This window comes from Reyranella sp. (assembly GCF_965249915.1).
Classification (GTDB): domain Bacteria; phylum Pseudomonadota; class Alphaproteobacteria; order Reyranellales; family Reyranellaceae; genus Reyranella.
The window spans coordinates 3,972,042-3,992,819 of sequence record NZ_OZ252257.1; the positions used below are offsets into that span (position 1 = coordinate 3,972,042).

Annotated in this window: 29 protein-coding genes; 4 read left to right on the forward strand and 25 right to left on the reverse strand. The window is 65.1% G+C overall.

All coding sequences use genetic code 11. The features are described from left to right. Position 1 precedes the first annotated feature (1 nt). Positions 2-391: a hypothetical protein gene (locus tag ACP15H_RS19675; protein WP_425067844.1), complete on the reverse strand. Its 390-nt coding sequence runs from the start codon at positions 389-391 to the stop codon at positions 2-4. Between the two features lie 91 nt (positions 392-482). On the opposite strand from ACP15H_RS19675, the gene ACP15H_RS19680 reads away from it, so the two are divergent. Together ACP15H_RS19680 and ACP15H_RS19685 are read left to right on the forward strand one after the other, a co-directional pair. Beyond that, positions 483-779: a type II toxin-antitoxin system RelE/ParE family toxin gene (locus tag ACP15H_RS19680; RefSeq protein WP_304851220.1), complete on the forward strand. Its 297-nt coding sequence runs from the start codon at positions 483-485 to the stop codon at positions 777-779. A gap of 2 nt (positions 780-781) precedes the next feature. Further along, positions 782-1,111 (forward strand): addiction module antidote protein, encoded by a 330-nt coding sequence (locus tag ACP15H_RS19685; RefSeq protein ID WP_425067845.1) that lies wholly within the window; start codon positions 782-784, stop codon positions 1,109-1,111. Here ACP15H_RS19685 and ACP15H_RS19690 read toward each other — a convergent pair. Further along, on the reverse strand, positions 1,108-2,397 hold the full coding sequence (locus ACP15H_RS19690; protein WP_425067846.1) for a site-specific DNA-methyltransferase: 1,290 nt from the start codon (positions 2,395-2,397) through the stop codon (positions 1,108-1,110). The genes ACP15H_RS19685 and ACP15H_RS19690 overlap by 4 nt on opposite strands. A 113-nt stretch (positions 2,398-2,510) precedes the next feature. Beyond that, on the reverse strand, positions 2,511-2,939 hold the full coding sequence (locus ACP15H_RS19695) for an HNH endonuclease signature motif containing protein (RefSeq protein WP_425067847.1): 429 nt from the start codon (positions 2,937-2,939) through the stop codon (positions 2,511-2,513). Here ACP15H_RS19695 and ACP15H_RS19700 point away from each other — a divergent pair. Both ACP15H_RS19700 and ACP15H_RS19705 read left to right on the forward strand, forming a co-directional pair. After that, positions 2,938-3,144 (forward strand): hypothetical protein, encoded by a 207-nt coding sequence (locus ACP15H_RS19700; protein WP_425067848.1) that lies wholly within the window; start codon positions 2,938-2,940, stop codon positions 3,142-3,144. The genes ACP15H_RS19695 and ACP15H_RS19700 overlap by 2 nt on opposite strands. 95 nt (positions 3,145-3,239) lie before the next feature. Beyond that, positions 3,240-3,521 (forward strand): DUF3489 domain-containing protein, encoded by a 282-nt coding sequence (locus ACP15H_RS19705; RefSeq protein WP_425067849.1) that lies wholly within the window; start codon positions 3,240-3,242, stop codon positions 3,519-3,521. Positions 3,522-3,605: 84 nt separating this feature from the next. On the opposite strand, the gene ACP15H_RS19710 is transcribed toward ACP15H_RS19705, so the two are convergent. The 22 genes from ACP15H_RS19710 to ACP15H_RS19815 form a co-directional block, all read right to left on the reverse strand. Further along, complete coding sequence (locus tag ACP15H_RS19710; protein WP_425067850.1) at positions 3,606-4,109, reverse strand: GIY-YIG nuclease family protein; 504 nt, start codon at positions 4,107-4,109, stop codon at positions 3,606-3,608. 148 nt (positions 4,110-4,257) lie between these two features. Next, positions 4,258-4,578, reverse strand: a complete 321-nt coding sequence (locus ACP15H_RS19715; protein WP_425067851.1) for a hypothetical protein — start codon at positions 4,576-4,578, stop codon at positions 4,258-4,260. Positions 4,579-4,909: 331 nt separating this feature from the next. Beyond that, a complete protein-coding gene (locus ACP15H_RS19720) occupies positions 4,910-5,377 on the reverse strand; it encodes a DUF6362 family protein (RefSeq protein WP_425067852.1) in 468 nt (155 codons plus the stop codon). Further along, positions 5,370-5,570, reverse strand: a complete 201-nt coding sequence (locus ACP15H_RS19725) for a hypothetical protein (RefSeq protein ID WP_425067853.1) — start codon at positions 5,568-5,570, stop codon at positions 5,370-5,372. The genes ACP15H_RS19720 and ACP15H_RS19725 overlap by 8 nt, the downstream gene beginning before the upstream one ends. Continuing rightward, the gene (locus ACP15H_RS19730; RefSeq protein WP_425067854.1) at positions 5,567-5,824 is read right to left on the reverse strand and encodes a DUF6378 domain-containing protein; all 258 of its coding nucleotides are present in this window, start codon (positions 5,822-5,824) and stop codon (positions 5,567-5,569) included. Before ACP15H_RS19730 ends, ACP15H_RS19725 begins: the two co-directional genes overlap by 4 nt. Next, positions 5,821-6,249 carry a hypothetical protein gene (locus tag ACP15H_RS19735; RefSeq protein WP_425067855.1) on the reverse strand — a complete coding sequence of 143 codons (429 nt, stop codon included), beginning with the start codon at positions 6,247-6,249 and terminating at the stop codon, positions 5,821-5,823. Before ACP15H_RS19735 ends, ACP15H_RS19730 begins: the two co-directional genes overlap by 4 nt. After that, on the reverse strand, positions 6,246-6,785 hold the full coding sequence (locus ACP15H_RS19740; RefSeq protein ID WP_425067856.1) for a hypothetical protein: 540 nt from the start codon (positions 6,783-6,785) through the stop codon (positions 6,246-6,248). The genes ACP15H_RS19735 and ACP15H_RS19740 overlap by 4 nt, the downstream gene beginning before the upstream one ends. 375 nt (positions 6,786-7,160) lie before the next feature. Next, positions 7,161-9,407, reverse strand: coding sequence for a PriCT-2 domain-containing protein (locus tag ACP15H_RS19745; protein ID WP_425067857.1), 2,247 nt, complete (start codon positions 9,405-9,407; stop codon positions 7,161-7,163). A 17-nt stretch (positions 9,408-9,424) separates the two neighbouring features. Further along, complete coding sequence (locus tag ACP15H_RS19750) at positions 9,425-9,649, reverse strand: DUF6511 domain-containing protein (protein ID WP_425067858.1); 225 nt, start codon at positions 9,647-9,649, stop codon at positions 9,425-9,427. Further along, a complete protein-coding gene (locus tag ACP15H_RS19755; protein WP_425067859.1) occupies positions 9,646-11,373 on the reverse strand; it encodes a DEAD/DEAH box helicase in 1,728 nt (575 codons plus the stop codon). Before ACP15H_RS19755 ends, ACP15H_RS19750 begins: the two co-directional genes overlap by 4 nt. Continuing rightward, complete coding sequence (locus ACP15H_RS19760) at positions 11,367-12,305, reverse strand: PD-(D/E)XK nuclease family protein (RefSeq protein ID WP_425067860.1); 939 nt, start codon at positions 12,303-12,305, stop codon at positions 11,367-11,369. Before ACP15H_RS19760 ends, ACP15H_RS19755 begins: the two co-directional genes overlap by 7 nt. Next, positions 12,305-12,700, reverse strand: coding sequence for a hypothetical protein (locus ACP15H_RS19765; protein ID WP_425067861.1), 396 nt, complete (start codon positions 12,698-12,700; stop codon positions 12,305-12,307). Before ACP15H_RS19765 ends, ACP15H_RS19760 begins: the two co-directional genes overlap by 1 nt. A 5-nt stretch (positions 12,701-12,705) precedes the next feature. Continuing rightward, on the reverse strand, positions 12,706-13,224 hold the full coding sequence (locus ACP15H_RS19770; protein ID WP_425067862.1) for a DUF669 domain-containing protein: 519 nt from the start codon (positions 13,222-13,224) through the stop codon (positions 12,706-12,708). Positions 13,225-13,248: 24 nt separating this feature from the next. Next, entirely contained in the window at positions 13,249-13,992 is a 744-nt protein-coding gene (locus tag ACP15H_RS19775; RefSeq protein ID WP_425067863.1) for an ATP-binding protein, read from the reverse strand. Further along, positions 13,992-14,480 carry a hypothetical protein gene (locus ACP15H_RS19780; protein ID WP_425067864.1) on the reverse strand — a complete coding sequence of 163 codons (489 nt, stop codon included), beginning with the start codon at positions 14,478-14,480 and terminating at the stop codon, positions 13,992-13,994. Before ACP15H_RS19780 ends, ACP15H_RS19775 begins: the two co-directional genes overlap by 1 nt. Continuing rightward, the gene (locus tag ACP15H_RS19785) at positions 14,480-15,004 is read right to left on the reverse strand and encodes a hypothetical protein (protein ID WP_425067865.1); all 525 of its coding nucleotides are present in this window, start codon (positions 15,002-15,004) and stop codon (positions 14,480-14,482) included. Before ACP15H_RS19785 ends, ACP15H_RS19780 begins: the two co-directional genes overlap by 1 nt. Then, entirely contained in the window at positions 14,985-15,764 is a 780-nt protein-coding gene (locus tag ACP15H_RS19790) for a hypothetical protein (protein ID WP_425067866.1), read from the reverse strand. Before ACP15H_RS19790 ends, ACP15H_RS19785 begins: the two co-directional genes overlap by 20 nt. Beyond that, a complete protein-coding gene (locus tag ACP15H_RS19795; protein ID WP_425067867.1) occupies positions 15,764-16,102 on the reverse strand; it encodes a hypothetical protein in 339 nt (112 codons plus the stop codon). The genes ACP15H_RS19790 and ACP15H_RS19795 overlap by 1 nt, the downstream gene beginning before the upstream one ends. Positions 16,103-16,273: 171 nt before the next feature. Continuing rightward, the gene (locus ACP15H_RS19800) at positions 16,274-16,849 is read right to left on the reverse strand and encodes a hypothetical protein (protein ID WP_425067868.1); all 576 of its coding nucleotides are present in this window, start codon (positions 16,847-16,849) and stop codon (positions 16,274-16,276) included. Between the two features lie 181 nt (positions 16,850-17,030). Further along, positions 17,031-18,278 (reverse strand): hypothetical protein, encoded by a 1,248-nt coding sequence (locus ACP15H_RS19805; RefSeq protein ID WP_425067869.1) that lies wholly within the window; start codon positions 18,276-18,278, stop codon positions 17,031-17,033. 112 nt (positions 18,279-18,390) lie between these two features. Then, the gene (locus tag ACP15H_RS19810) at positions 18,391-19,356 is read right to left on the reverse strand and encodes a hypothetical protein (RefSeq protein ID WP_425067870.1); all 966 of its coding nucleotides are present in this window, start codon (positions 19,354-19,356) and stop codon (positions 18,391-18,393) included. After that, the gene (locus ACP15H_RS19815) at positions 19,316-20,557 is read right to left on the reverse strand and encodes a hypothetical protein (protein WP_425067871.1); all 1,242 of its coding nucleotides are present in this window, start codon (positions 20,555-20,557) and stop codon (positions 19,316-19,318) included. The genes ACP15H_RS19810 and ACP15H_RS19815 overlap by 41 nt, the downstream gene beginning before the upstream one ends. Between the last annotated feature and the right edge of the window lie 221 nt (positions 20,558-20,778).

Genomic DNA, 20,778 nt, shown 5'->3' on the forward strand with positions numbered 1-20,778 from the left:
CTCAGTTGACCAAGCGGCCCCACTCGGTGCCGTCGCCTGCCGTCAGCGCATCACGTTCGGCCGCCTCCTTCTTGCCCAGAGGCTCTTCCACGCGCTTCGGTGCGTACTCCGACCAGCCCGCGCGCACCTTCAGCCAGAAGATCGCAGCCGACAGGCCTTCACGAGTGGGCTTGCACGCCATGGTGAACAGGTTCTGTGCCACCTTCGCCGTAGCCTTGATGGAACCCAGCTCGATCTGGTCGGCGTAGTGGAAGCGCAGCGTCTTGGGGTCAATTCCGACCAGGCGAGCAATCTCGTCCTGGGGGATGCCGAAGCCCGAGAGCGATTCCACGAGATTGCGGGTTTCGTCGGTCGGCACATGGGAGGGCCGGCCGCGTCCAGGGCGGGTCACTTGGAAATCCTATGGTTGGGTGCCATCCGGCGCACTGTTGCATTTGTAATCTGCAGTTGACGCCTCACCGCCAGTAACCTAGAGGTTACACGTGTTCGAGGTACGCCAGACTGTTGTCTTCAGCCGCTGGCTGGAACGACTTGCCGACCAGCGCGCTGCTGAGCGTATTGCCCAGCGTATCGTGCGCTTGCAGTCGGGGCTCCTCGGAGACGTCAAGCCAGTTGGAGAGGGCGTCTCCGAGTTGCGGATCGACTACGGCCCCGGTTACCGAGTGTACTTCGTACAACGGGGGAAGATCATGATTGTCCTGCTGTGTGGCGGAGACAAACGTACGCAGTCTCGCGACATCAGGGCGGCAAAAGCTTTGGCGGCGGACCTGGAGGATTGAAGATGGCTACGAAGACGATCGCCTTTGATGCGGCGCGCTACCTTGGTTCTGCCAAGGCTCAGGCTGAGCTGCTGACCGACGCCCTGGAGTCGGGCGATGCCGGGTACATCGCCAACGCCCTTGGCGTCATTGCACGAGCGCGGGGGATGGCCGAGGTCGCCCGCGGCGCAGGTGTGACGCGCGAGGCGCTCTACAAGACACTGAGCCCCACTGGCGACCCCAAGCTGACGACTCTGCTCGGCGTTATCCGGTCGCTTGGCTTCTCCCTTGCTGTCCAACCACCGGCCCGGCGGGCCACGAAGACCGTGGAACGCAAGCGGAAGGCTGCTTAAGTCGTTGGAAATTGGTCACCCGTGAGGGCGTGACAGGCACGAGCACCAGTCGTCCCCTGCCACCGCTGCACAATCACATCGACGTACCGCGGATCGAGTTCCAGCAGCCGCGCCCGCCGCCCCGTTCGCTCCGCAGCAATCATCGTCGTGCCTGACCCGCCGAAGGGATCGAGCACGATATCCCGGCTCTTCGAAGAGTTCCTGATGGCACGCTCAACCAGCGCCACCGGCTTCATCGTCGGATGCAGGTCGTTCTTCACAGGCTTGTCGAAGAACCAGACGTCGCCCTGATCCCGCGCGCCGCACCAGTAGTGATCGGCGCCGTCCTTCCAGCCGTACAGGATGGGCTCGTACTGGCGCTGGTAGTCGGCGCGGCCCAGCGTAAACGTGTTCTTGGCCCAGATCACGAAGGTCGACCACTTGCCGCCGGCTTCGCGGAACGCCTTCTGCAGCGTGTCGAGTTCCGATGACGACATGCAGATGTAGATTGCGCCCTTGGTGATGGCGAGCATGTTGGCGCTGGCGGCGTGGAGAAGGGCTTCGAACCCCTCGCCCAGCGCATCGTTCAGGATCGGCCGATTCTTGCCGCGCAGCTTGTCCTTGGCTGAGTTGGCGTAGTTCACGTTGTACGGCGGATCGCAAAAAACCATGTCCGCCAGTTCGCCGTCGAGTAGCCGATCGACGTCGGCCCGGACCGTCGCGTCGCCGCACAGCACACGGTGCTCGCCACAGATCCAGAGATCGCCAGGCTTCGTGATCGGCTCAGCGGGCGGCTCGGGCGCAACGTCCGGATCCCCGTCGCCCTCGGCATCCAGCAGCAGCTTGCCCAGCTCGAGCTCGCCGAAGCCGGTCAGCCCGAGGTCGAAGCCCAGGCCCTTCAGCTCACCCAGTTCGAGCCGCAGCAGTTCCTCGTCCCAGCCGGCATTCAGCGCCACCTTGTTGTCGGCGATCACGTACGCCCGCCTCTTGGCCTCCGACCACCCCGCCGCTACCATTACCGGGATCTCGGCCAGCCCCAGCCTCTGGGCCGCCAGCACGCGCCCGTGGCCGGCGATGATCGTTCCGGCCTCGTCGACTAGGACCGGCATCGTCCATCCCCATTCCCGGATCGACGCCGCGATCTGGGCGACCTGCTCGTCGGAATGGGTCCTGGCGTTCCGCGCAAACGGTACTAGTGCCGCGACGGGCCGGCGTTCGACGGCGTCGGCCGGCCACCTGGCCTCAGTCGCGGCGACCGCGCCGGATTCTGCGTCGGCACGGCGGCTTGTCGCCCTCTTGGCGGTCATTGTCCCCTTTCAGGTCGAGGCCCTGTACGGGCGAATTCGTGGCGGTATTGGCGGGCGGGAAAAATTCTCCGCGTGAGCCCCCGTCCGGCAGCGCGCCCCAAAAGCCCCAAGGATCAAGGTCCCCCCGGCCTCCGCGCCGTGCGCTTCGCGCGTTCGGCGATGGTTTTTTGGTTGTGGTGTGCTCTGCACATCAACCGGGCATTACTTCGATCCAGCGGCGCGCCTCCGTCTTTCAGCTCGACGATGTGGTCGACGATCATGCCGCGCTCGATACGGCCACAACCTGGCACCTGACATCGTCCACATGCTTCACGTCGAACGCGATCGCGCATCGCGATCCACGCCGGTGATGAGTAGAACGAGTCCGCCACCTTGGGCGGCAGTGCCGCCGTGCGCAGATTCGCCAGCGCTATGCGTGGCTGCAGCGCTTGTAATCCCATGATCGTGTTGCTCCCAATAAAGCAATCGAATGATCCGCTTGTGTGCTTGGCTCGTGCCGCGATCGAAGCGCTTATGCGGTCACCAACAACGGAGACCGACATGCGCCGCACCGCCCTCGACGCCTACGTCGCGACGAAGACAGAGATCGACACGATGCTCGCGCGCCTCAAGGCGCTGAGCGACGACCACTTCAACGTCGCGCCCGACGCGGTCACCTGGGGCGACGTCGGCACCCTCGCCCACTACGCCGAGCTGCTGAAGCGCATCACCGACAGCGCCTTCAAGGAAGGCGAGTACGCCGAATAGCGTGACGCGCAACGTCACCGCCCCGTGTTGCCGTGGCAACCGGGGCTCGGGCCGGTAGGAGCCGCAGGGTGCGGCTCGCAGCAAGGAGAGACACAATGGCCAAGTCAACGCGCAAGCCGCGCAGTACCAAAACCACCACGCCGAAGCAGGCCGCCGAATCCGCCGCCGCGCCACGCGACAACACCAAGCAGGCGCGGCTGATCGCCATGCTGCGCCGGCCCGAGGGCGCCACGATCGAGGAGATCGTCAAGGCGCTCGAATGGCAGGCTCACACGGCCAGAGGGGCCATCTCCGGCGCGCTCAAGAAGAAGCTCGGCCTCGCGATCGAGTCCGAGAAGGAGGGCGAGCGGGGCCGCGTGTACCGCATAGGCGGATAGCGTCTCCCGCTCTCCAAGCCGGCGGCTGCGCCAATCGCGTGGTCGCCGGCTTGTCGTTCGTCGCATGGAGAACCTTGCAAAGCCCTACCGAGCTTTGAAAAGATGAGGCGGCTTCTTGTCGTTGCGTGAGCTTCGACGTTTCGCGCCGCCGTTCAACTCCGGCGGGGCAGCTCGCAGCGGTGACGGCGCGTCCGGCGGCATCGACAGTTCTTGACGAGCGTAGTGATCCATCAGCCGGATCACCTGATCTTCCTCCACGCCCCAAGTTCCAATAGTGCGCACCGCAGCTTCAATGAACGCCTCTGCCTCGGGAAGCGCAACCTCGAACCACTCGCCGCGTACACACCGGGCCCCGAAGTGCTCCTTGAAGTCGTCTTCGATCCGCACCGAGATCTGGCGCCCGGCGACCCACCAGAAGCGATGTAGCCGAAGCGGAACGAAGTTACTCGACTGGTGGGCGTTAAACCTGGCGTGTGGATTGGACGCAATCCCCACCTTCACCGGTGTGCCGCTCTCGGTCGTCACGAGATAAAGGCTGTGAAACGCCTGCTTTTTCGTGAACCGCCGGAAACCATGCGGGCGCCTCATCGCACTCCGTGCGGCGACGCCAAGGCTGGCGAGCGCTGCGCGCGCGAGCCCGAGATTTTAGGAATGAAGGCACTTTGCCTGGGCCCGTCGCGCATGTCTTGTCGGAAAGTGTCTGCAGGTTAGATTTTCTCGTCCGGCTTTCAGCCTCTCATTTCCGTTCGGCATTCAACACCCGGTTCACCTCCGCCAGCGAAAGCCGCAGCGTGCGCGCTATCGCGGCCGGCTTCATGCCCGACAGCGCGGAGGCCTTGATCAGGCTCACCTTGCCCACGGGCAGCTTCGAGGCGCCTGCTTTCGACCTGGCCGGCGCGGTGGCGGCCGATGCATCCGCCCGCGTGGCGGCCCCATTGCCGCGGCGGGCCCACTCGTCCTCCACGGCGGCGCGCAGTGCGGCGAGATCGTCATGGTCGAGGTACTTCAGCGTCTGGCCGATGTTCTTCGGCAGCGCGATACGCGGCTGATCGCTCATCGAGAGCCTCCCCGGCCGGCCGATCCGGCCTCAAACCCTACCACGAGGCCCTCCGAACCTGCTTTCCCGGCCCCGGGCAGTCGCCACACGCGAGCCAGCCAACGGCGTCCGGTCGACCAGGTCCAGGAACTCCTCGAAAGCTGAGCCTGGAAACATCCGAAATGGTTTCAACTTCTGTCAAAATTCGCAGTGAAAGCTGGCATAAAGGGACGGTCGCAGGCTCACTCCCACCCGGGCCTCGACCTAAGGGAAGCCGCATCCCACAAAGCGTAGGCTTCCGAATAGCGATGGCCGTCTCTCCCCAAGGACTCGGCCATCGCGCCTCGGACAACTATGATCGAAGCCTTTGGCAAGCTGCGCCTGAGCCGTATCCGACCCGGACACGCGCAATCGCCGCGCGCCTTCCCAGACGCGTCAACCCTTCACGGCCATTCAGCCGCCACGTGATGAGGCACAGTGCATAGAGCCAGTGCTCATGCGTTGCAGCACGGGCAAGTCCGACCTCCCAGCAGATCTCCTTCCACCGCTTGCCGCTCACCCGTTCCCAGACGATCTTCGAGTCGATGGGCTCCAGCCAGGCGAACCATTGCAACACCTGCTCCATCCGGTCGATCGCGGCCGCGGTCGGGGGTGGCAGCCGCATCGGCTCCGGCGTCTGGCCCACGAGGTCGCTGAACTCGACCTTCATCTGCGGCCACGTGCTGAAGTAACCTTGGCCCCGCTGCGCGGGAAGCCGCCGCAGGACGGCAGCCGCCTCAATCAGCCGCTCCTCGACCATCTCGGGTGTCCAGTCATTCATGGCGGCTCTCCTGTCGCTTGCGCTGGTCGCCGTAGAGCTTTTCGCCGAGCTGTCGGACCAACTCGCGCTCTGGCCACGTCAACCGCTCGTCGTCGGCCTCGATCACCAGCACACGCTGGGCCTGCCAGCCCTCGCGCTTGATGTGTTCCGGCGGCCTGCGCTCGCCGCCAAAGCCCCGCGGCGCCCATTTCATTTCGTCACCTCGTGCAGCACGGCGGCGTAGCCCGCGATATCGAGGATCGAGTCCTGGTGCCTGGGATCGCGCGCCAGGCGCGTCAGCTTGAGGTCGATCATGCAGAGCACGACCTCGGCCGGCGTGACAGTGTGGCCCAGCGTGAGCGACCAGCGCGCCGCGATCGCTGCCATCGCCTTGTCCGGTGCGCCGTAGGCCGCCTGCCGCTCGCGCAGCACGAAGGCTGCCTGGTCGAGGAGGGTGTCGGCGCTCATGGCCGCACCTTCGTCGCCAGGGCGGTTTTTAGCCGTGCCACGGCGACATCGTGCCTGGCAGGTAGGGTGGTAGCAGCCACCCCCTCCGTAGCGCCGGAACAACGGCGGCTTGGTTGAATTTTGGCGGCAACAGCCCTTCTCGCGGCCAGGGTCCTTGCCTGAGCCAACTGCGCCTCGCTGGCCGGGGGCCGCCACGGGCTGCTGCCCATCCGGAACGGCCATGCCGGACACCGCACGAGCGCGCACGCCCGCACAGCCGCGGCCGACGCGCCGGAGCAGTCGATGCATCGCAGCCGGAGCGCCTTCTGCGCGTTCATGCGGACATGGCCCAGCTCAGTGAGTTCCTCAGCCGTCATGCCGCGGGGATCGCGGCCGACGTCATGGCCGTCGCGCCGTTCGAGGCCGATCGCGCGATCGCCGTTCATCGCACGCCTCCCTGCGTTTCCGTGGCCCACAGCAGGATGGCCAGCGCGTCGGCCTCGTTGTCGTCGGCGGGATTGAAGCCGCGAGCGCGGATCGCGGCGATGACGGCGGCCTTGTCGGCGTTGCCCTTGCCGGCGATGAACCGCTTGATCGTTCCAACGGGCACGCCCTGATAAGGAACTTCGTGCTGTTCACACCACCCCGTGAGAGTGGCGAGAAAGCCGCCGTAGGCGTGGGCGGCGTCTGTACCGGCATGGCGCCGCACCTCCTCGAATACCACGCGATGCAGGCCACTGGTCATCATGGCGATCTCGACGAGCCAATCGGTGAAGCGGAGGTACCGCATGCCGCCGCCTTCGAACCGGTTCGGGCGGAACGTCTGGGTCCCGCTCTGGACCGGCCCTGTGGCGGGCTGCACAGCCCATCCGGTCTTGGTGCCCAGGTCCAGCGCGAGGATCGTTTGTTGGAGCGGTGGATTGCAGAAGATGCTGTCGATCGCGGGATTGCCAGAGCGCGGCTGCGCCGGGACTTCGGACATAACGACCTCCTCGAGGTTCGGGGTGGTCGGGGCGAGCGTGGCATCCGGCGAAGGTGCGGCTCTCGCCCGAACCAGGAGGGGTTCGGGTTGAGTAAGGTCCCGCTGGGCGACAGGCCCGGCAGCGGACGGTGAAGGTTCAAGAATGCTTCAAAGAGGGCCCATGAAGACCGAGGCCCTCAGACACTGGGTAGGACTCATATAATTAAATAATTCAAATAATAATAAACCATATAGGACCCTCTACTAGAGCCCCTCTCATCCCCTTGCCCCCCTGACCCCCCTTGAATGATTGAAAGATGGAAGGATTCCAGTTTTCTGTTGTGGAGCAGCGGTTGGCCAGGCGATGCCGCTTGATGGTTCTGTAGAAGTTCATGGTCATACCTCCTGCTGTGTCGCTCGATAGGACAGTCCCGGCTTCGTCGCTGTGGATCGCATAGCCATTGTCACAAGGCCCGCCTCGACCAGCGTCACCAGGATCTCGTCCCGCTGCCGCTTGTCGATAAACTGGGTCCGGCGAATCAGGTGGCTCTTGCCCAGGCCGTCGCTGCCTGAATTGCGGATGATTTCGAGGATGCGCTTGTGATTGCGCTCTGTGTCGTTGTCCGCGACGTGCCGCTCGACGGCGCTGACAGTGCGCAAGGCGTAGCGCCTGACCAGCTCGATGGACCAATCGGCATCATCGCCGCTGATCGCGGGCGCCACAGGATCGATGCCGACGGCGCGGATCAGCGCCAGCTTCTGAGCATTCTCGCCGATGCGGGCGAGGATGGCCGTGAAAGGAGTGCCGCGCGCCTCCCGCAGTTCCCGGGTGATCTCCTGCCCGAGAGCACGGAAGGCGTCCTGGGCGGCGGGCTGCATCGGCACAACCATGGGATCGACCGCAGTCTCCAGTCCGGCCGTCCGGCCCACCAGGTTCCCGATCTGCCGGCCGCCGCCGGCGGCGATGAGACGAAGCCCTTCGACCAGGCCGGCCGGCGGCACATGGATCCCCGAACTCGGGTTCTCTTCCGGATAGTCGTCCTCGGTCGGCAGGATGATGAACCGCGCGAGCGACCCGTCGATGACATTGGAGCCCTCAAGGGCGCTCCAGAACCGCACGGGCGTCGTTGTGCCGTAGACGCACAAGCAGGGCTGGTTGATGTCCCGTCGCTCGTTGTGGCCGTCGCGATTGGCGTACTCGGCGCCGAGGAAGACACCGCCTGCCGCGGTGTACAGCTCCGTCATGTTGTCGAGGATGGCGGTGATGTGCTGAGGGCTGCGACGCCGGTCGGCCGCTGCCGAGAGGAACATGCCGAACTCGTCGATCTGGAACAGGATGGCCGGCTGCCGGTGCACGGCCGTCAGCAGGCCGGCGCCGGAGGCGATCTTGTTGCCGCCGAGATGGTCGACGAGCCCGGCGGCCAGGAAGAGATCGTTGATGACCTCGCGGCTGTGGTTCTTGCCCGAGCCCGAATCGGCAACACCCACGATGTACAGGTTGCTGCGCAGATTGCTCTCGGTGCGGTACTTGCGGCCCATCAGGGCCCCGACGGCGCACAGGCTGGCCCCAAGAGACAGGAGCGGCTGCGGCCGGCGGGCGGTCGCGACCATGTACCGAGTCAGGTCGCCGACGAGGCCGTCCGGGATCACGAGCGAGAACTGGTCCTGTTCCTGAACCGGAGCAGACGCGTTGCTGATCTTGGCCAGCATACCGGCCGCCGGATGCACGGCATCGCGCGGCGCGGCACCGTCCAGCTCGAGCCCGGCATCCGGTTTCCATCCACGCTCCATGGCGAGATGGTAGATCGTGCCGGCGCCGATAATGTTGGGCCGGAAGCTGGCCCAGGCCTTCGCCGTAGCGGCCGGCACATCCTTGGCCGACTGCGCGGACCAGGCGGCGAACAGCGACGCGCCGCCATCGCCGATGGCGCCCTTGATGGCCAGGCCAATGCGCACCCAGCTGTCGTAGTCGAGGTCGGCGTTGGGAATGAACGCGAGTGCCGCCTCCACCGCCTCCGGCGTGCCCTGCTGCGCATGTGCCGGCCGCGGCGCCTTGGCGGGCTCGGCGAGCGTGGCCGAACGCAGCGCCTGCGGCAGCAGGGCGACGGCTTCGTCCAGGAACGCCCGCGCCTGTTCCTCGGTGATCGCCGACAGGCTGGCGAGATCGAGATCGGCAAGGCTTTCTTCCGGCCAGTCGTAGGGCCTGTTGGTGGTGGGATGCACCGCGTAGGCCACGAACTGCTGGCCAAGGCAGAGGACTTCCAGCGGATGGCGCTTGATGCCCTTGAACGGTTCTATGGTGCGATAGACCAGCAGCCGCTTGGGTGCCCGGCCGATGCGCAGCGCCGGCGTGTCGCCCAGCCGTTCGCGGGCGAGCTGCTCGATGCGAAGCGCCAGCTCGGCATCGTCGGCGATATCGATGTCGACCGCAGCCACGGCGCCGCCCACGATGCCGATGCCGGCGTCGGGCCAGGTGTTCCAGAGCTGGAGTTCGAGATCGGTCGTGGCCCGAGCGGCATGCCGGGTCCAAGCCGGATAGTCGCGCCACTGGCCGTCGCGATGGCAGCCTGGCTTCTTGGTGCCCGGCTGGATCGGGAGGATGGCATAGCCATTGGCCACGAGGCGGGTACCGAACCGCGCCATGAAGCTGGGCGCCGCACTCAAAACGGCACCTGCTCGGCCATGCCGTCGATCCGGCTGCGGTCCTGCCCGGCAAGCGACCGCAGGTGGTCGCAGTAGCCGGTGACGATCACCTCGATCAGCGTCTGCCATTCCCCAAGGCTGAACTGTGCGAGATCGCTCTTGCCCAGGCTGTCGAGATACTCACCCGCCATGGCGCCACCGTGCTCCATCGCGGCCCGCTCGTTTGGCGTCGCATCGATCATGCCTCGCCTCCCATGGCAGAGGTTCTGGCAGAGAATCGAGCAGAGGTGCCGGCGACTGGTGTCGCGCCGGGGGTCGCTGACGCGATACCGCGCATCGAACCAGCCGAACCCACGGGGCTCGCGGTGGCAGACGGCGCAGAGGCCGGGGTGGGACATGGCTGGAACCTGTAGTTAACGATCTCGGTGAAGCGGCCACTCGGCCGCACGAAAATGGCAGTTGGCGTCGACAGGTTGCCCGTCTTGCCCAGTGCCGCAGCGACAGTGGCGGGCACTGGCTCGGCACTGCGGGCCTGCCACCAGGTGACGGCCTTCTGCCGGGCGTAGCCGGCGTGCTCGAAGCAGATCCATTCGCTGTGGCTTAAAAGCCCGCAGAAATATTCGACGCGCAGCGACGGTGGCTTGCCTGGCTTGTCGTGCTGGCTGTAGGTCACCTGGCCGACCTCGACCCACTGCGACCGGACATTGGACAGGATCGCCAGTGTGCTGGCGGTCGACGCGACCTTGATTTCAGGCGGCGGGAACTGGTGGCCGCAGTCGGGACACTGCCGTACGGCCGCCGCCAGGATGCTGTCGCAATCCGGGCAGACCTTGGTGGGCGCAGCTCCCTCGGCCTCGACCGGCCGCTTCGGCTTCACCGCGTCTACCGGGCCATGCCGGGCGACATTGCCGGCGAAGTCGAGGACCAGGCAGTTCTCCTTGCCCTGCGCAAGGCGAGTGCCGCGACCGGCCATCTGCACATAGAGCCCCGGGGACTTGGTGGGACGCAGCATGGCGATCAGGTCGACCGCGGGGGCGTTGAAGCCGGTCGTCAACACCCCCATCGAGGCCAGAGCCCGGATCTCGCCCCGCTTGAAGGCGGCAATGATGCGATCGCGCTCATTGGCCGGCGTGTCGCCGAAGATGGCGCCGCAGCTCACGCCGCGCGCGCGCAGGGCCTCGGCGACATGGGTGGCGTGCTCGACGCCCGAGCAGAACGCCAGCCAAGACCGTCGGCCCTCGCCATAGACCAGGATCTCGTCGATGGCGGCGCGGGTGATCGACTCGCGATCGACGGCTGCCTGTAACTGTCCCGGGATGAACTCGCCGCCGCGACTGCCGACACCGCCAACGTCGAGGGTCAGATCGGTCGCCTTGCTGATCAGCGGGCAGAGATAGCCGTGGTCAATAAGGTCGCGGATCGACACCTCGTAGGCGATGTCGGTGAACATCCGGCCCTCGCCCTCGTGCAGAAGGCCGCTGTCGAGCCGGTAGGGAGTTGCCGTGAACCCGATCACCTTGAGTTTGGGGTTGATGCGCGACAGCGTGTCGAGGAAGCGCCGGTACATCGTGTCGGAGGCGCGCGGGATGAGATGTGCCTCGTCGATCAGCACCAGGTCGCATTGCTGCACGTCGTAGGCCCGGCGATGGATCGACTGGATGCCGGCAAACAGGACCCGCGCCTCGATATCCCGGCGGCCGAGCCCGGCCGAATAGATCCCCGCGGGCGCCTCGGGCCACAGTCCCATCATCTCGGCGTGGTTCTGGGCAATCAGCTCGCGCACGTGGGTGACCACGAGAATGCGCTGGTCGGGCCACTGCTGCAGCACGCCCTGGATGAACGAGGCCAGCACGATGGACTTGCCGCCAGCCGTCGGGATGACGACCAGCGGATGCCCGTCCTTCTCGGCAAAGTAGTTGTAGATCGCCGTCACGGCGGCCTGCTGATAGGGGCGCAGGCTCAGCATGGTGCATCCTCCCGGGCATCGTTGATCCAGCTGGTGCCGTCGGGCAGGCGGTAGACGACATGATCGTCACCGGCGTCGGTCACCTCTCCCAGCACAAGATCGGGAATGAACAGGTGCTTTGGGCAGGCGCGGTGCTGGGCGGCACGATCGAGCGCCTGGTCGAAGCGCGCGCAATGCCAGCCGCCCTCGACCGGTGTCGCGTGCAGGCAAGTCCTGCAATTAGTTTCTGCCGGGGCGCCCGTGTGGCATGTGGCGTGGTGATCGCAGAACCGGCATTCCCACCACGTGGGATCTTCGGAGATGCGAGCCGGCGGGCATTTGGCTGTAATGACGCGGCGCGCCTTGTCGAGAAGACGATCTGCGGCAGCCCCATCGGCGTGCACGCGCTCGATGTGCAGATCGTCGTTGTCCTTGCAGACCGCCACGTAAAGCGCCCGGGCGATACCGGTGAGATGCATATAAATCTGCATCTGGGCCCAGTGCTGCGGCTTGGAGAGAGCAACTCCCTTGGCGACGAGGTCTCGAAAGCTTTTAGCCGAGTGCGTCTTGAACTCGACCACGTGCCAGGTTTTAGGCGCTTCCCTGAGGCCGATGGCGACGGCGTCGAGCGAGCCGCCGAAGTGACCGTCATGGGCCTCGACCCGCCACTGGCGGCCGCTCTCGGGATCGACCTCGAGCACGGTGGCGCCGGTTGCGCGGAGATTGCGTACCAGCCTCGCCTCTTCCAGCTGGCCGGTCTCGAACAGCCGCAGGATGCGGCCCGGGAATTGCGCCCGCGTTACCCAGCGGAAGTCGTACCAAAGCGCCCGCTCGCACGACTTGCCGATCAGCGAGGCGCCGAGATGCTCGCGGAACCCGTCGCCCCGCTCCGCCTCGTAGGCGGCATAAATGGCGACGAGCGTCGGCGTCGGAGGATCCGGCAGCGCGGCCATCACAGGCCCTCCCCGTCGGCTCGCCGGTGGGCCTCGGCGATGATGGCGGACCAGCCGGTCTCGTCGTGGCGCTCGCGCAGCACTGCGATCAGGCAGTCTTTCACCGACTCGCGGCGCGGCCGGGACTGCTCGACTAGTCCAGCGCGCTCGCGCTGCAGATGGCGCAGCGCCGTCTTGGCACGGTGGAACCAGCTCGGGTCGATCGGCTTGCCGCTCGCCTGGCGCAGCAGGTCGGCCGACGCGATCTGGGTCTTGATGGAGGCCATCGCGTCGTCGATCTTGGCAAGACGGGCGCGCGGCTCGGCAGGGGGCTGTGCTGTCATGTCGGGCTTTCCGGGTTCGAAGAGGGCATTGCCGCCGGCGGCATCGAGCAGGACGTCGCCGGCAGTGGGCATGGGCTTCAGGCCGAGCGCTTCCAGGGCGCCGACGCGAACCCGCCCGTGGCGGGGCGTGGTGCGGGCGCAGGCGCTACCGCGGGCGTCGGCGCGGCGGGACGCTGGGGTTGAGGCGCGGGCGCTGTCTGTTGCAGCGGCTGGTAGCGGATCTTGTTGCTCTCGCCGTAGCCGTTCTTCGGCGGCTGGACCTGGACGACGGCCATGAAGGGGATCAGGTGCAGCTCCTCGCTGTCCTGGACTTGCAGGCGCCCGGTGGCATGGCAGATCGCCGAGAGGGCGCGCTGCGCGATCTCGACCGTCTGGCTGTTGGCGTTCACCAGGTTGAGGCGATCGAACAGCTTGCGCCCCTGGTACGGCCCCTCCAGCACGTCGATCTCGAGATTGAGGTACTGGCCCATGCCGTCCTTGGTCAGGCGGAGGTCGCTCTTGACGATCTGCGCGGGATACTTGCCGGGAGGCAGCACCTCCAGCGTCTGGGTGGGCTCGACGCCGGTGGCGTCGAAAGTGGCTCCGAGATTTGCCATGTCAGTCTCCTGTTGTGTCTGGGCTCAGGGTTGCGGCATCGCCGCGGCAAAGGCCTGCCAGTCGAGCGGCAGCATGTCGGGCAGGCCGTATCTGTTCTTGGCGAGGAAGGCGGGACGCTCGGCGGTGTAGAGAACGCGCTCCCCGCTCCCGAGCGCCCGGGTCACCTTCTTGTTGAAGCCGACGTCGGACTTCACCGTGCTGATGCGGTAGTTGGCGAACAGCACCGCGTCGGAATGCTCCTGCAGCAGCGCCGAAGCGCGGGCGTGCAGCTTGATGACGTAGCGGTCGTAGGGTTCGTGCTCGGGACTATCGAAGCGCTTGATGTCGGTGTGGGCGATCTGGATCACCGTCATGCCGCGCTCGTCGCGCAGCGCGTTCAGACCATCGAGATACTGCCGCCACAGGCCGAGGGCTGCGATATACCCCTTGCCGTAGCCGGGCTCCTCGATCGAGGACCAGTTGTTGTCCTTGCAGGTGCGCGCCCACACCAGCGGCTCGAGCCAGTCGACGCTGTCGATCACCACGGTCTTGTAGTCGTGGGCCTCGCTATAAAGTGCGGCGAGCGCTTCCATCACCGCGTCGAAGCTGCGTGCCAGCGGGAAGTGCGGGACCTTGATGGTCCCGAGACCGTCTTCGGTTTTTACGACAACGGCTCTGTCGGCGCTGGCGGCGAACGACGTCTTCCCCACGCCGGCGACGCCGTAGACAAGAGCCCGCGGCGGCGACAGCGCCGTCGTCGATTTTAGGGACGCGAGTGAGATGGCCATTACAGGTGCTCCTTCAAAGTGAGAACGAAGCTCGGCTTACCGGTCTTGACGGTGCGGGCCGGCGCGAAGGCGGTGCGGATGTTCTCGGGCCAGGCGGTGTACTTGCGCTCCGGCACCTTGATGGCGATGTCGACGTACTGGGTGGGATCGTCGCCGGCAGCACGGATGCGCTCGACCACACCGGTGATCAGCGCCTGATCCCAGTCGACGCGCTTGGGCAGGTCGGCCACGACGGTGACGCCGTCCTGCTCGAAGCGGACGGTACCGGTGTCCTTGCCGGCCTCGCGGCGCAGCGCCTGAACGTGGTCGGCAAAGCGCAAGACGATGGCGCCATCGATCCAGTCCTTGGCTTTCTTGGTGGCGTCGAGGGCAGCCGATGCATCTTCCTGCAGCAGCGCCAGGTGTTCGGCTGGCAGCTGCGCGATCTCACCGATCGGCATGATGCCGATGTCGTCGAGACGCGGGCGATTGGTAGTGTTGTTCGACATCATGAGACCTCCGAGGAAGAAAGTGATCGAGGGCGATCAGGGGCGACGGCGATTGGCATGGCCGGGGGAACGGCGGCGGCATCGCCCTGCCCCATGACGGCCTCGTACAGGCGGTCGAGTCGCTCAGCTTCGTCGAGGCATTCCATGCCCTTGCGACGCATGAAGCGACGTGCCGCGTCGAGCTGGGTGGGATCGGCGATCAACTCCCTGACGGGCACTTCCTCTTCGCGCTCGGGCACGAAATAGGACGGTCGCTGCAGCGCTCGAACCAGCGGCAGGAAGGACTCGTGCATCTCGCCAAAGTCGACCTGTGCGCTGCTGCTGCCGGACCTGTGGAGCACGCGCTTGACCTCGGCGATGCACCCGATGCGGAGTATCCGGGATGCCCCCTCCGCCTCCGCCGCGCTGACGGTGTTCGGAAACAGTGCCTTCAGGATGTCGTCGACGATGCGTGGGGCGTTGCGACCAACCAGATCGGCTGCCTCCCAGACATGGTGCGTAAAATCAGACGTTCGCTTGAGCACGAGCGGCCTCCAGGATGGTGGTGAGGGCGTCCCGACCGCGCGTCATCTTTGCGATGCTGCGTTCGAGCATGGGGGCGTCGAGGCAACCCGACAGGATGAACGCGGCGCCGTGGGTATCGACGTAGTCGGCGATGCGCGTGCAGCAGCCGTCGATGCCGGCGCTGGCGTCGTAGGCAGGATTGGGCTCGTAGAGCGGGTTGCGAGCGCGCTTCTTCGATCCGCCGCCGCGCAGGCCGCGCATCGCAGCATCGACCACCATCTTGCGCAGCGCAGCCCTGGTCGGCTCGTCGCCGCGTTCCATCTGCTCCTTGAGAGTGCGGCCGACGATGCCGGGCTCGGCCCGTTCGGCATCGCGTACCAGACGCGCTTCGTGGATATCCTTGCGGGAGAGGCCGATGTCGGCGACCGTCGCACGAGAGCTGCTGTTCCCGTCTGGAACAGCTCGTGCGTGCTGCCCGGTACTGGCCACCTCTCCCCGATCCTGCGCGGCGTCGTATTCGTCGGCCAGCCGCAGCTTGGCGCGCGCCTCGATCTGCAGGGCATGGGCCTGGGCACGATGGGCAGCGACGATCAGATCGTCATGGGCCTGTTTGGCTTTCGCCAGGCGCGCCGTACGCTTGGCCACGTCATACGCCAGCGATGCAAGGTCGCGTGCTTCCAACACTTCGGCGGCATCGCGGGCGTTGACCAGGGCCGCTGCCGCGTCGGCGAGAAGTGTGGGCAGGTACTGCCCATTGATGGACACGGCGGCAAGGTCCATCACGCGACCTCCTTCAGAAGAACCGATGACGGCGTTGCCGGCAGCTCCTTTGGCCGAGGTCGCGCGATCGCGATGTAAGTGAAGTCGTCGGGGCCGTTGCGCCGCTGGATCAGATGGACCAACCCCTGCGAGGCGGCCCACCAGGCGCGCCGTGCGACACGGGCGAGTTCGTGGCGCGCATCGCTCTTGGGAGTCTGGCTGTTGATACTGGCGTCCAGCGCGAGCAGGCCGCGGTGATAGACCAGCTGGGCACCCGGATGGGCCTGGCCAAGCCAGGCACAGAACGCTGTCTCGGTGAGGCGCTGCATTGCCCTGGGATTGGTTTGTGAAACTGCCATACCCTCTCCTACCCAGCGCTCTTGAGATGCGTCTCACGACCTCGATAATCCGAAGCGACACGCATGAGATCGCCTTCGGCTACCCACTGCGTGGGCCCGCGAAGTCGCGCGTAGCTGTGCGTGACCAGGAGGAGCCGCAGGTGCGTTTGCGGGAACATCGACGTGCGTCCCTCACACTGCCGAAACGCCGACCGCCATCAGCGCCAGGCGAAGTTCCCTCGTCTGCCGGTAGAGCGTGCTACGCGACCCAAGGCCGGCCCGTGCAAGCCAGTGAGCCGATCCCCGCAGCAGGTCGGCGACAAGGCGGCGCCCTTTTTCATCGAGTGTTCCCAGGCCGCGTTCGAGATCGAGGCGCCGTTCGACTTGGGCAATCGGGTTCACCCAGTGCCCCTGAATGGCGGCGAGGCTCTGCTCCTCGGGCAAAGAAGCGCCCAAGGTTTCGCGGGAACCGGGTGCCGCGGGCTCGTCGAGCGACACGGGCTCCGGCCCGTACATGCGGCGATGGTTCCTGACGCGTTGGGCAATGCGGGTGGCACGGTTCGCCATGACCAGGCCCGCGAAGGCACCCAGCGCCCCCCGCTCGGCGTCGAACGCATGGAGGCGCGCCAGGGCGTCGGTCAGCAGGTCCTGGCGGATATCGTCGAGATCTGCACGAGGCAGGCCCAGCTTGCGAACCAGCCGGCGGACCGCCACGTCGGCTTCATGAAGAAGCGTCCTGAGATCGTCTTGGGAAATAGACTGCCGCATCTGCGGACCCCTCGGTCATCGCTGTTGGAGACCGAAGATAGAGGTGCGCTTTTCCCATACGGTTGGTCTTGTTATGGGAAGCTATGGGAAGGCCCAGCACCGGCGCCCCGACGGCACGAACCTGCTCGTGGGAATCCCAGGATAAGGTGGTCGTCAGGCCCGCCGCGGCCGTGACGCTGGATCAGGCTTTGAGATTGCCTGCGATGTCGCGTGCCAAAGCGACCTCGACGGCGTGGCGGAACAGCTGACGCTCTGAGCTGCAGGGCCCATCGGCAAGTTTGCCGAGCTCCGCTCTTGCCCAGTCGACAGCGCCAATCTGGCGTGCAGCGGCAAGGAGATGGGTCGCGGCGTCGGCTGCCTCCGACACCTGCGGATCATAACCGCCGCCCGCGAGCAAATGCCTGATGGCCAGCAGCCCCACCACGGCGGCGAACCGGGGCTCCTTGTCGCAAAAATCCCGGGCCGCGCGAACCAGCGTCGACGGATCCACGCCGCTCAATTCAGCACACTCGAGCGCGATGTCGAGAAATCCTGCATCCTTGGCGGCGGCAAACCACTTCCCTTTGTCGCCGCGCGTTTTAACCAGATCGATCAGCGTCTGACGACGGTCGCGATCCGGATATCGCTTCGTCAGAGCACGGAAGGTGGCGAGGTTGGTCGTCCCGCCCGCAGCAACCAGGCCATAGCGGCGATAGGCCTCGTTGGAGCGGCCATGGCGGATCAGAAGATCCTCGCAAAAGCGATCGATCGACCTGTCCTCGTAGGGAGAATTCGCGGTATCGCGCACGCTTTCGGCGAATGCTATGGCGGCTTCCCACAACCCCTGACGAACCAGCGCCTCCGCGCCAAACCGGTGCCAGGACCAGAACTTGGACCGCCTTTTCGCCAGCAACTCCTGCAGCTCGGCATAGCGGCCCGCCTCGAGCAGGCACGACAGGCAAATGGCCGTGCCGGTCACATATTCGAAGCCGTTGTGATTGGCCCAGGCGCGGCGCACCACCCACAGCAACCTGTCCGCATAATCATTGATCAGATCCGGATAGCGGGCGATCTCGCCCCAACGGTCCTCGACTGGCGCCAGATACTGAACACCGTCGTTCTGGACCGCCTCGAACAAACGTTCGAGCCACGTGCTTGTGATCGCATGGTCTGCCGGCGCGGCGATCAGGATCGGGATCAATTCGTCCAAGGTCCGCGAAACCGCCGTTCCGAGCGCGCCAGATGAGGTGTCGATATCCTGGAATGCCGGCCAGATCCGCTCCATCAACGACACCACCCCGTCTCCCGCCGCGACAGGATCGGTTTTCGCTACCTTCTTGATTTCGGAGACCGCAGCCTTCAGCCGTGCGGTCGCGAGGGCCGTACCGCGCCAATTATAGGAGCGGGCCCGCATTCTCGCCTTGAATTGCCACTTCTGAACCGGCGCCATCGCGTCTCGCCAATTTCTCTCACCTCGGCAATGATAGCATCGGCTGGCCGAATCGCCGCGTGGCGTAGATAAGTTTGCAATGGTTGCAATATCCTGGCGGTGGCAACGCCGATCAATTCACCAGGCGAATGTCCGCTGCTTCAAGGTTCAGAAAATAGCCCTGCGCGGTGAGGTTTTGCACAAGCGGATCGCCATGCTTCCCCCTCATATCGTTTCCGTCCAGCGCCTTGCGCAGGTTGCGGATAGCGTCTCCGACGGCGGTTCTGAGCACCGTTGACGCCCACAAATGCTTTTCTATCTGCTGGCTGCTCACCCTGCCGTTGTCGCGCATCGCCGTCTCGGCCAGAAGCCACATGATCTTGAAGCCGATCGGCGGCAGTTTGAGCTCTCGACCATCGAGAACGATCTTCGATTGCTCGCGGATCAGCGTGAGCCTCGCCGCGATAGAGGATGGCGGCACCAGCTTTTCGGCGTCGATCGCAAAGGCCGTGCCCGCCGGAGAGAAAGCGTCGGCGATCGATGTGTAGTGGATTCCCGCTTCGGCAAAACGTAGCAAGTCCCCCACCGCCAATGCCGGGGCGACGATGGTGATCGGCAGTTTTTCGCCGATCGTCCTGAGGCTGGATATCAAGCCGGGCGCCAGAATGTTGCTGCGCGTGAAGGCGAAAAATAGTCCACGCTTCGCAGGCGCCACACCCAGATACCAGACACCCGGCATGACCTGCGTCGGCTCCGCCGTGAAGCCCGAAGCCACGGCAATCTCACGTACGAGCGACTTCAGGTTAATGCGGAAGCTCCGCAGGTCCTCAGGCTCGAGAACGGTGTCGCTGCGATGATCGATCGGACAGGCGGCGATCAGCTTGCCATCGATCAGCTGGATGCGACGGCTGTCATGGCCGCATTCGCAATCGCTGCAGACGTCCCAGTCGTCAGCAGGCGTTTCCTCGATGAGAACGCCGCAGTGGAGCAGTCGGTCGAACTTCTTCCCCAGGAACGGCTTTGCCAGTCGTCCCCACAGGATCGCAGGTTCGCCGGCCTCACTCTGCCGCAGCAGCAGATTGTGCAATCTCTCGGTCATTGACCAGCCCATTGCGGCGCAGCAGTTCCATGATACGTGCCTCGAAGCGGTGCCGTTTGAATACAGCGAGGCTTGGCGGTTTCAGTTTGATTGTTACCCGCACCGGGCGCTTTTCGCCGACGTCGATGTCTACGCCAATAACGATATGGTTGATCCGCCAATCGCCCGCAAAGTTGATGCCTCGCGTGGTCTCCCCCATCCGGGCCAGCGCGTTGTCACGGCTGTCGCGAACCAGGTGTGACCACAGGGTCCTTGTCTTGCCGGACCGCAGATCGGTGCCGATGCGATCAACCTGAACAGCCGTGATTATAACGCGTCGGATGCCGGCATCGAACGCATGATCGAATTTGAAACCGAAGCCCTCACGCTCAACCAGGGCCAGCGTATAGAGGTTTTGAGCATCTGGTGCGGCGAAGAAGCCCGGCCGCTTCAACATCGTGACAGCAAAGAGTTCTGCAATGTCAGCGCGACCGGATTTGGCGAAGCCACCGATCTTCAATCGGCCTGATGCCGGGTCATAAGACAGCACGGCATGAGCGGCCTCGCGAAGGCGGATCACCCGATCCGCGCCTTCTTCGATCACCTCGGTTGTCTTCAGCACGGCACCGTGCGTCATGACGACATTAATCTCGCCATCGTCATCATACCAGCCGACGCGGCAGTACCGACCCCTAAGCTCTTCTTCCAGCAGACTTTCCGCCGAGGCCTTGAACGCGGAGCACGTTACCTCGTTGACCTCGGCATCAATGCCTTCGTCGGTCCCTGAAAATTCGCTGTAGGACGACAACGTTGTGTAACTCAGCGTGTCGGCGGCAACGTCAAACAATTCGCGCTCGTCGAGAAACAGGCGCAACGCGACATGCTTGGGATCCTCGCGGCCTTCGTCGGGAGCCCCGTCGTTGGCCGCCATGATTCCCACGCCGCGTCGGCGTGCCTGGTCCTGGAGAAGCCGGAGCCCGTTGGCGTCGCCGAGCTCAGCAATCCGATGGAGATCGGTCACCAACCCATCCGGATGGTTCTCATCTGGCCCTAAAAAGAACTCGAGCAAAGCCTTCCGTGCCGCATCCGAGTCGTCATCGAGAATGGCGAGATCCAGTCCTGATAGGGCGTTGGCATGGCGTTCGAGGAGACGCCGCAGGAGACCGAGATCAATCGTCCTGACAAACCGAGCGTTAGCGAATTTCTTCAGGTTTTTGGCCATTCCAGTCACCGTTTAGCGCCACAGATGTTCTATTCTCGTTCTCATTAGCTGTGGACAACAAGGCTAGTAACTCGGCCGCCTTGGGACGTCTCGAAGGGGCGATGGGTAGGGGTAGAGAGCCCTTAAGCCTCAATCCCTAGACTCACCGTGCAGATCCCCAATTTGTTATCCCCAGATGCCATGACCCCCGACGAACGCCTCGCCGAACTCGGCGAGATCCT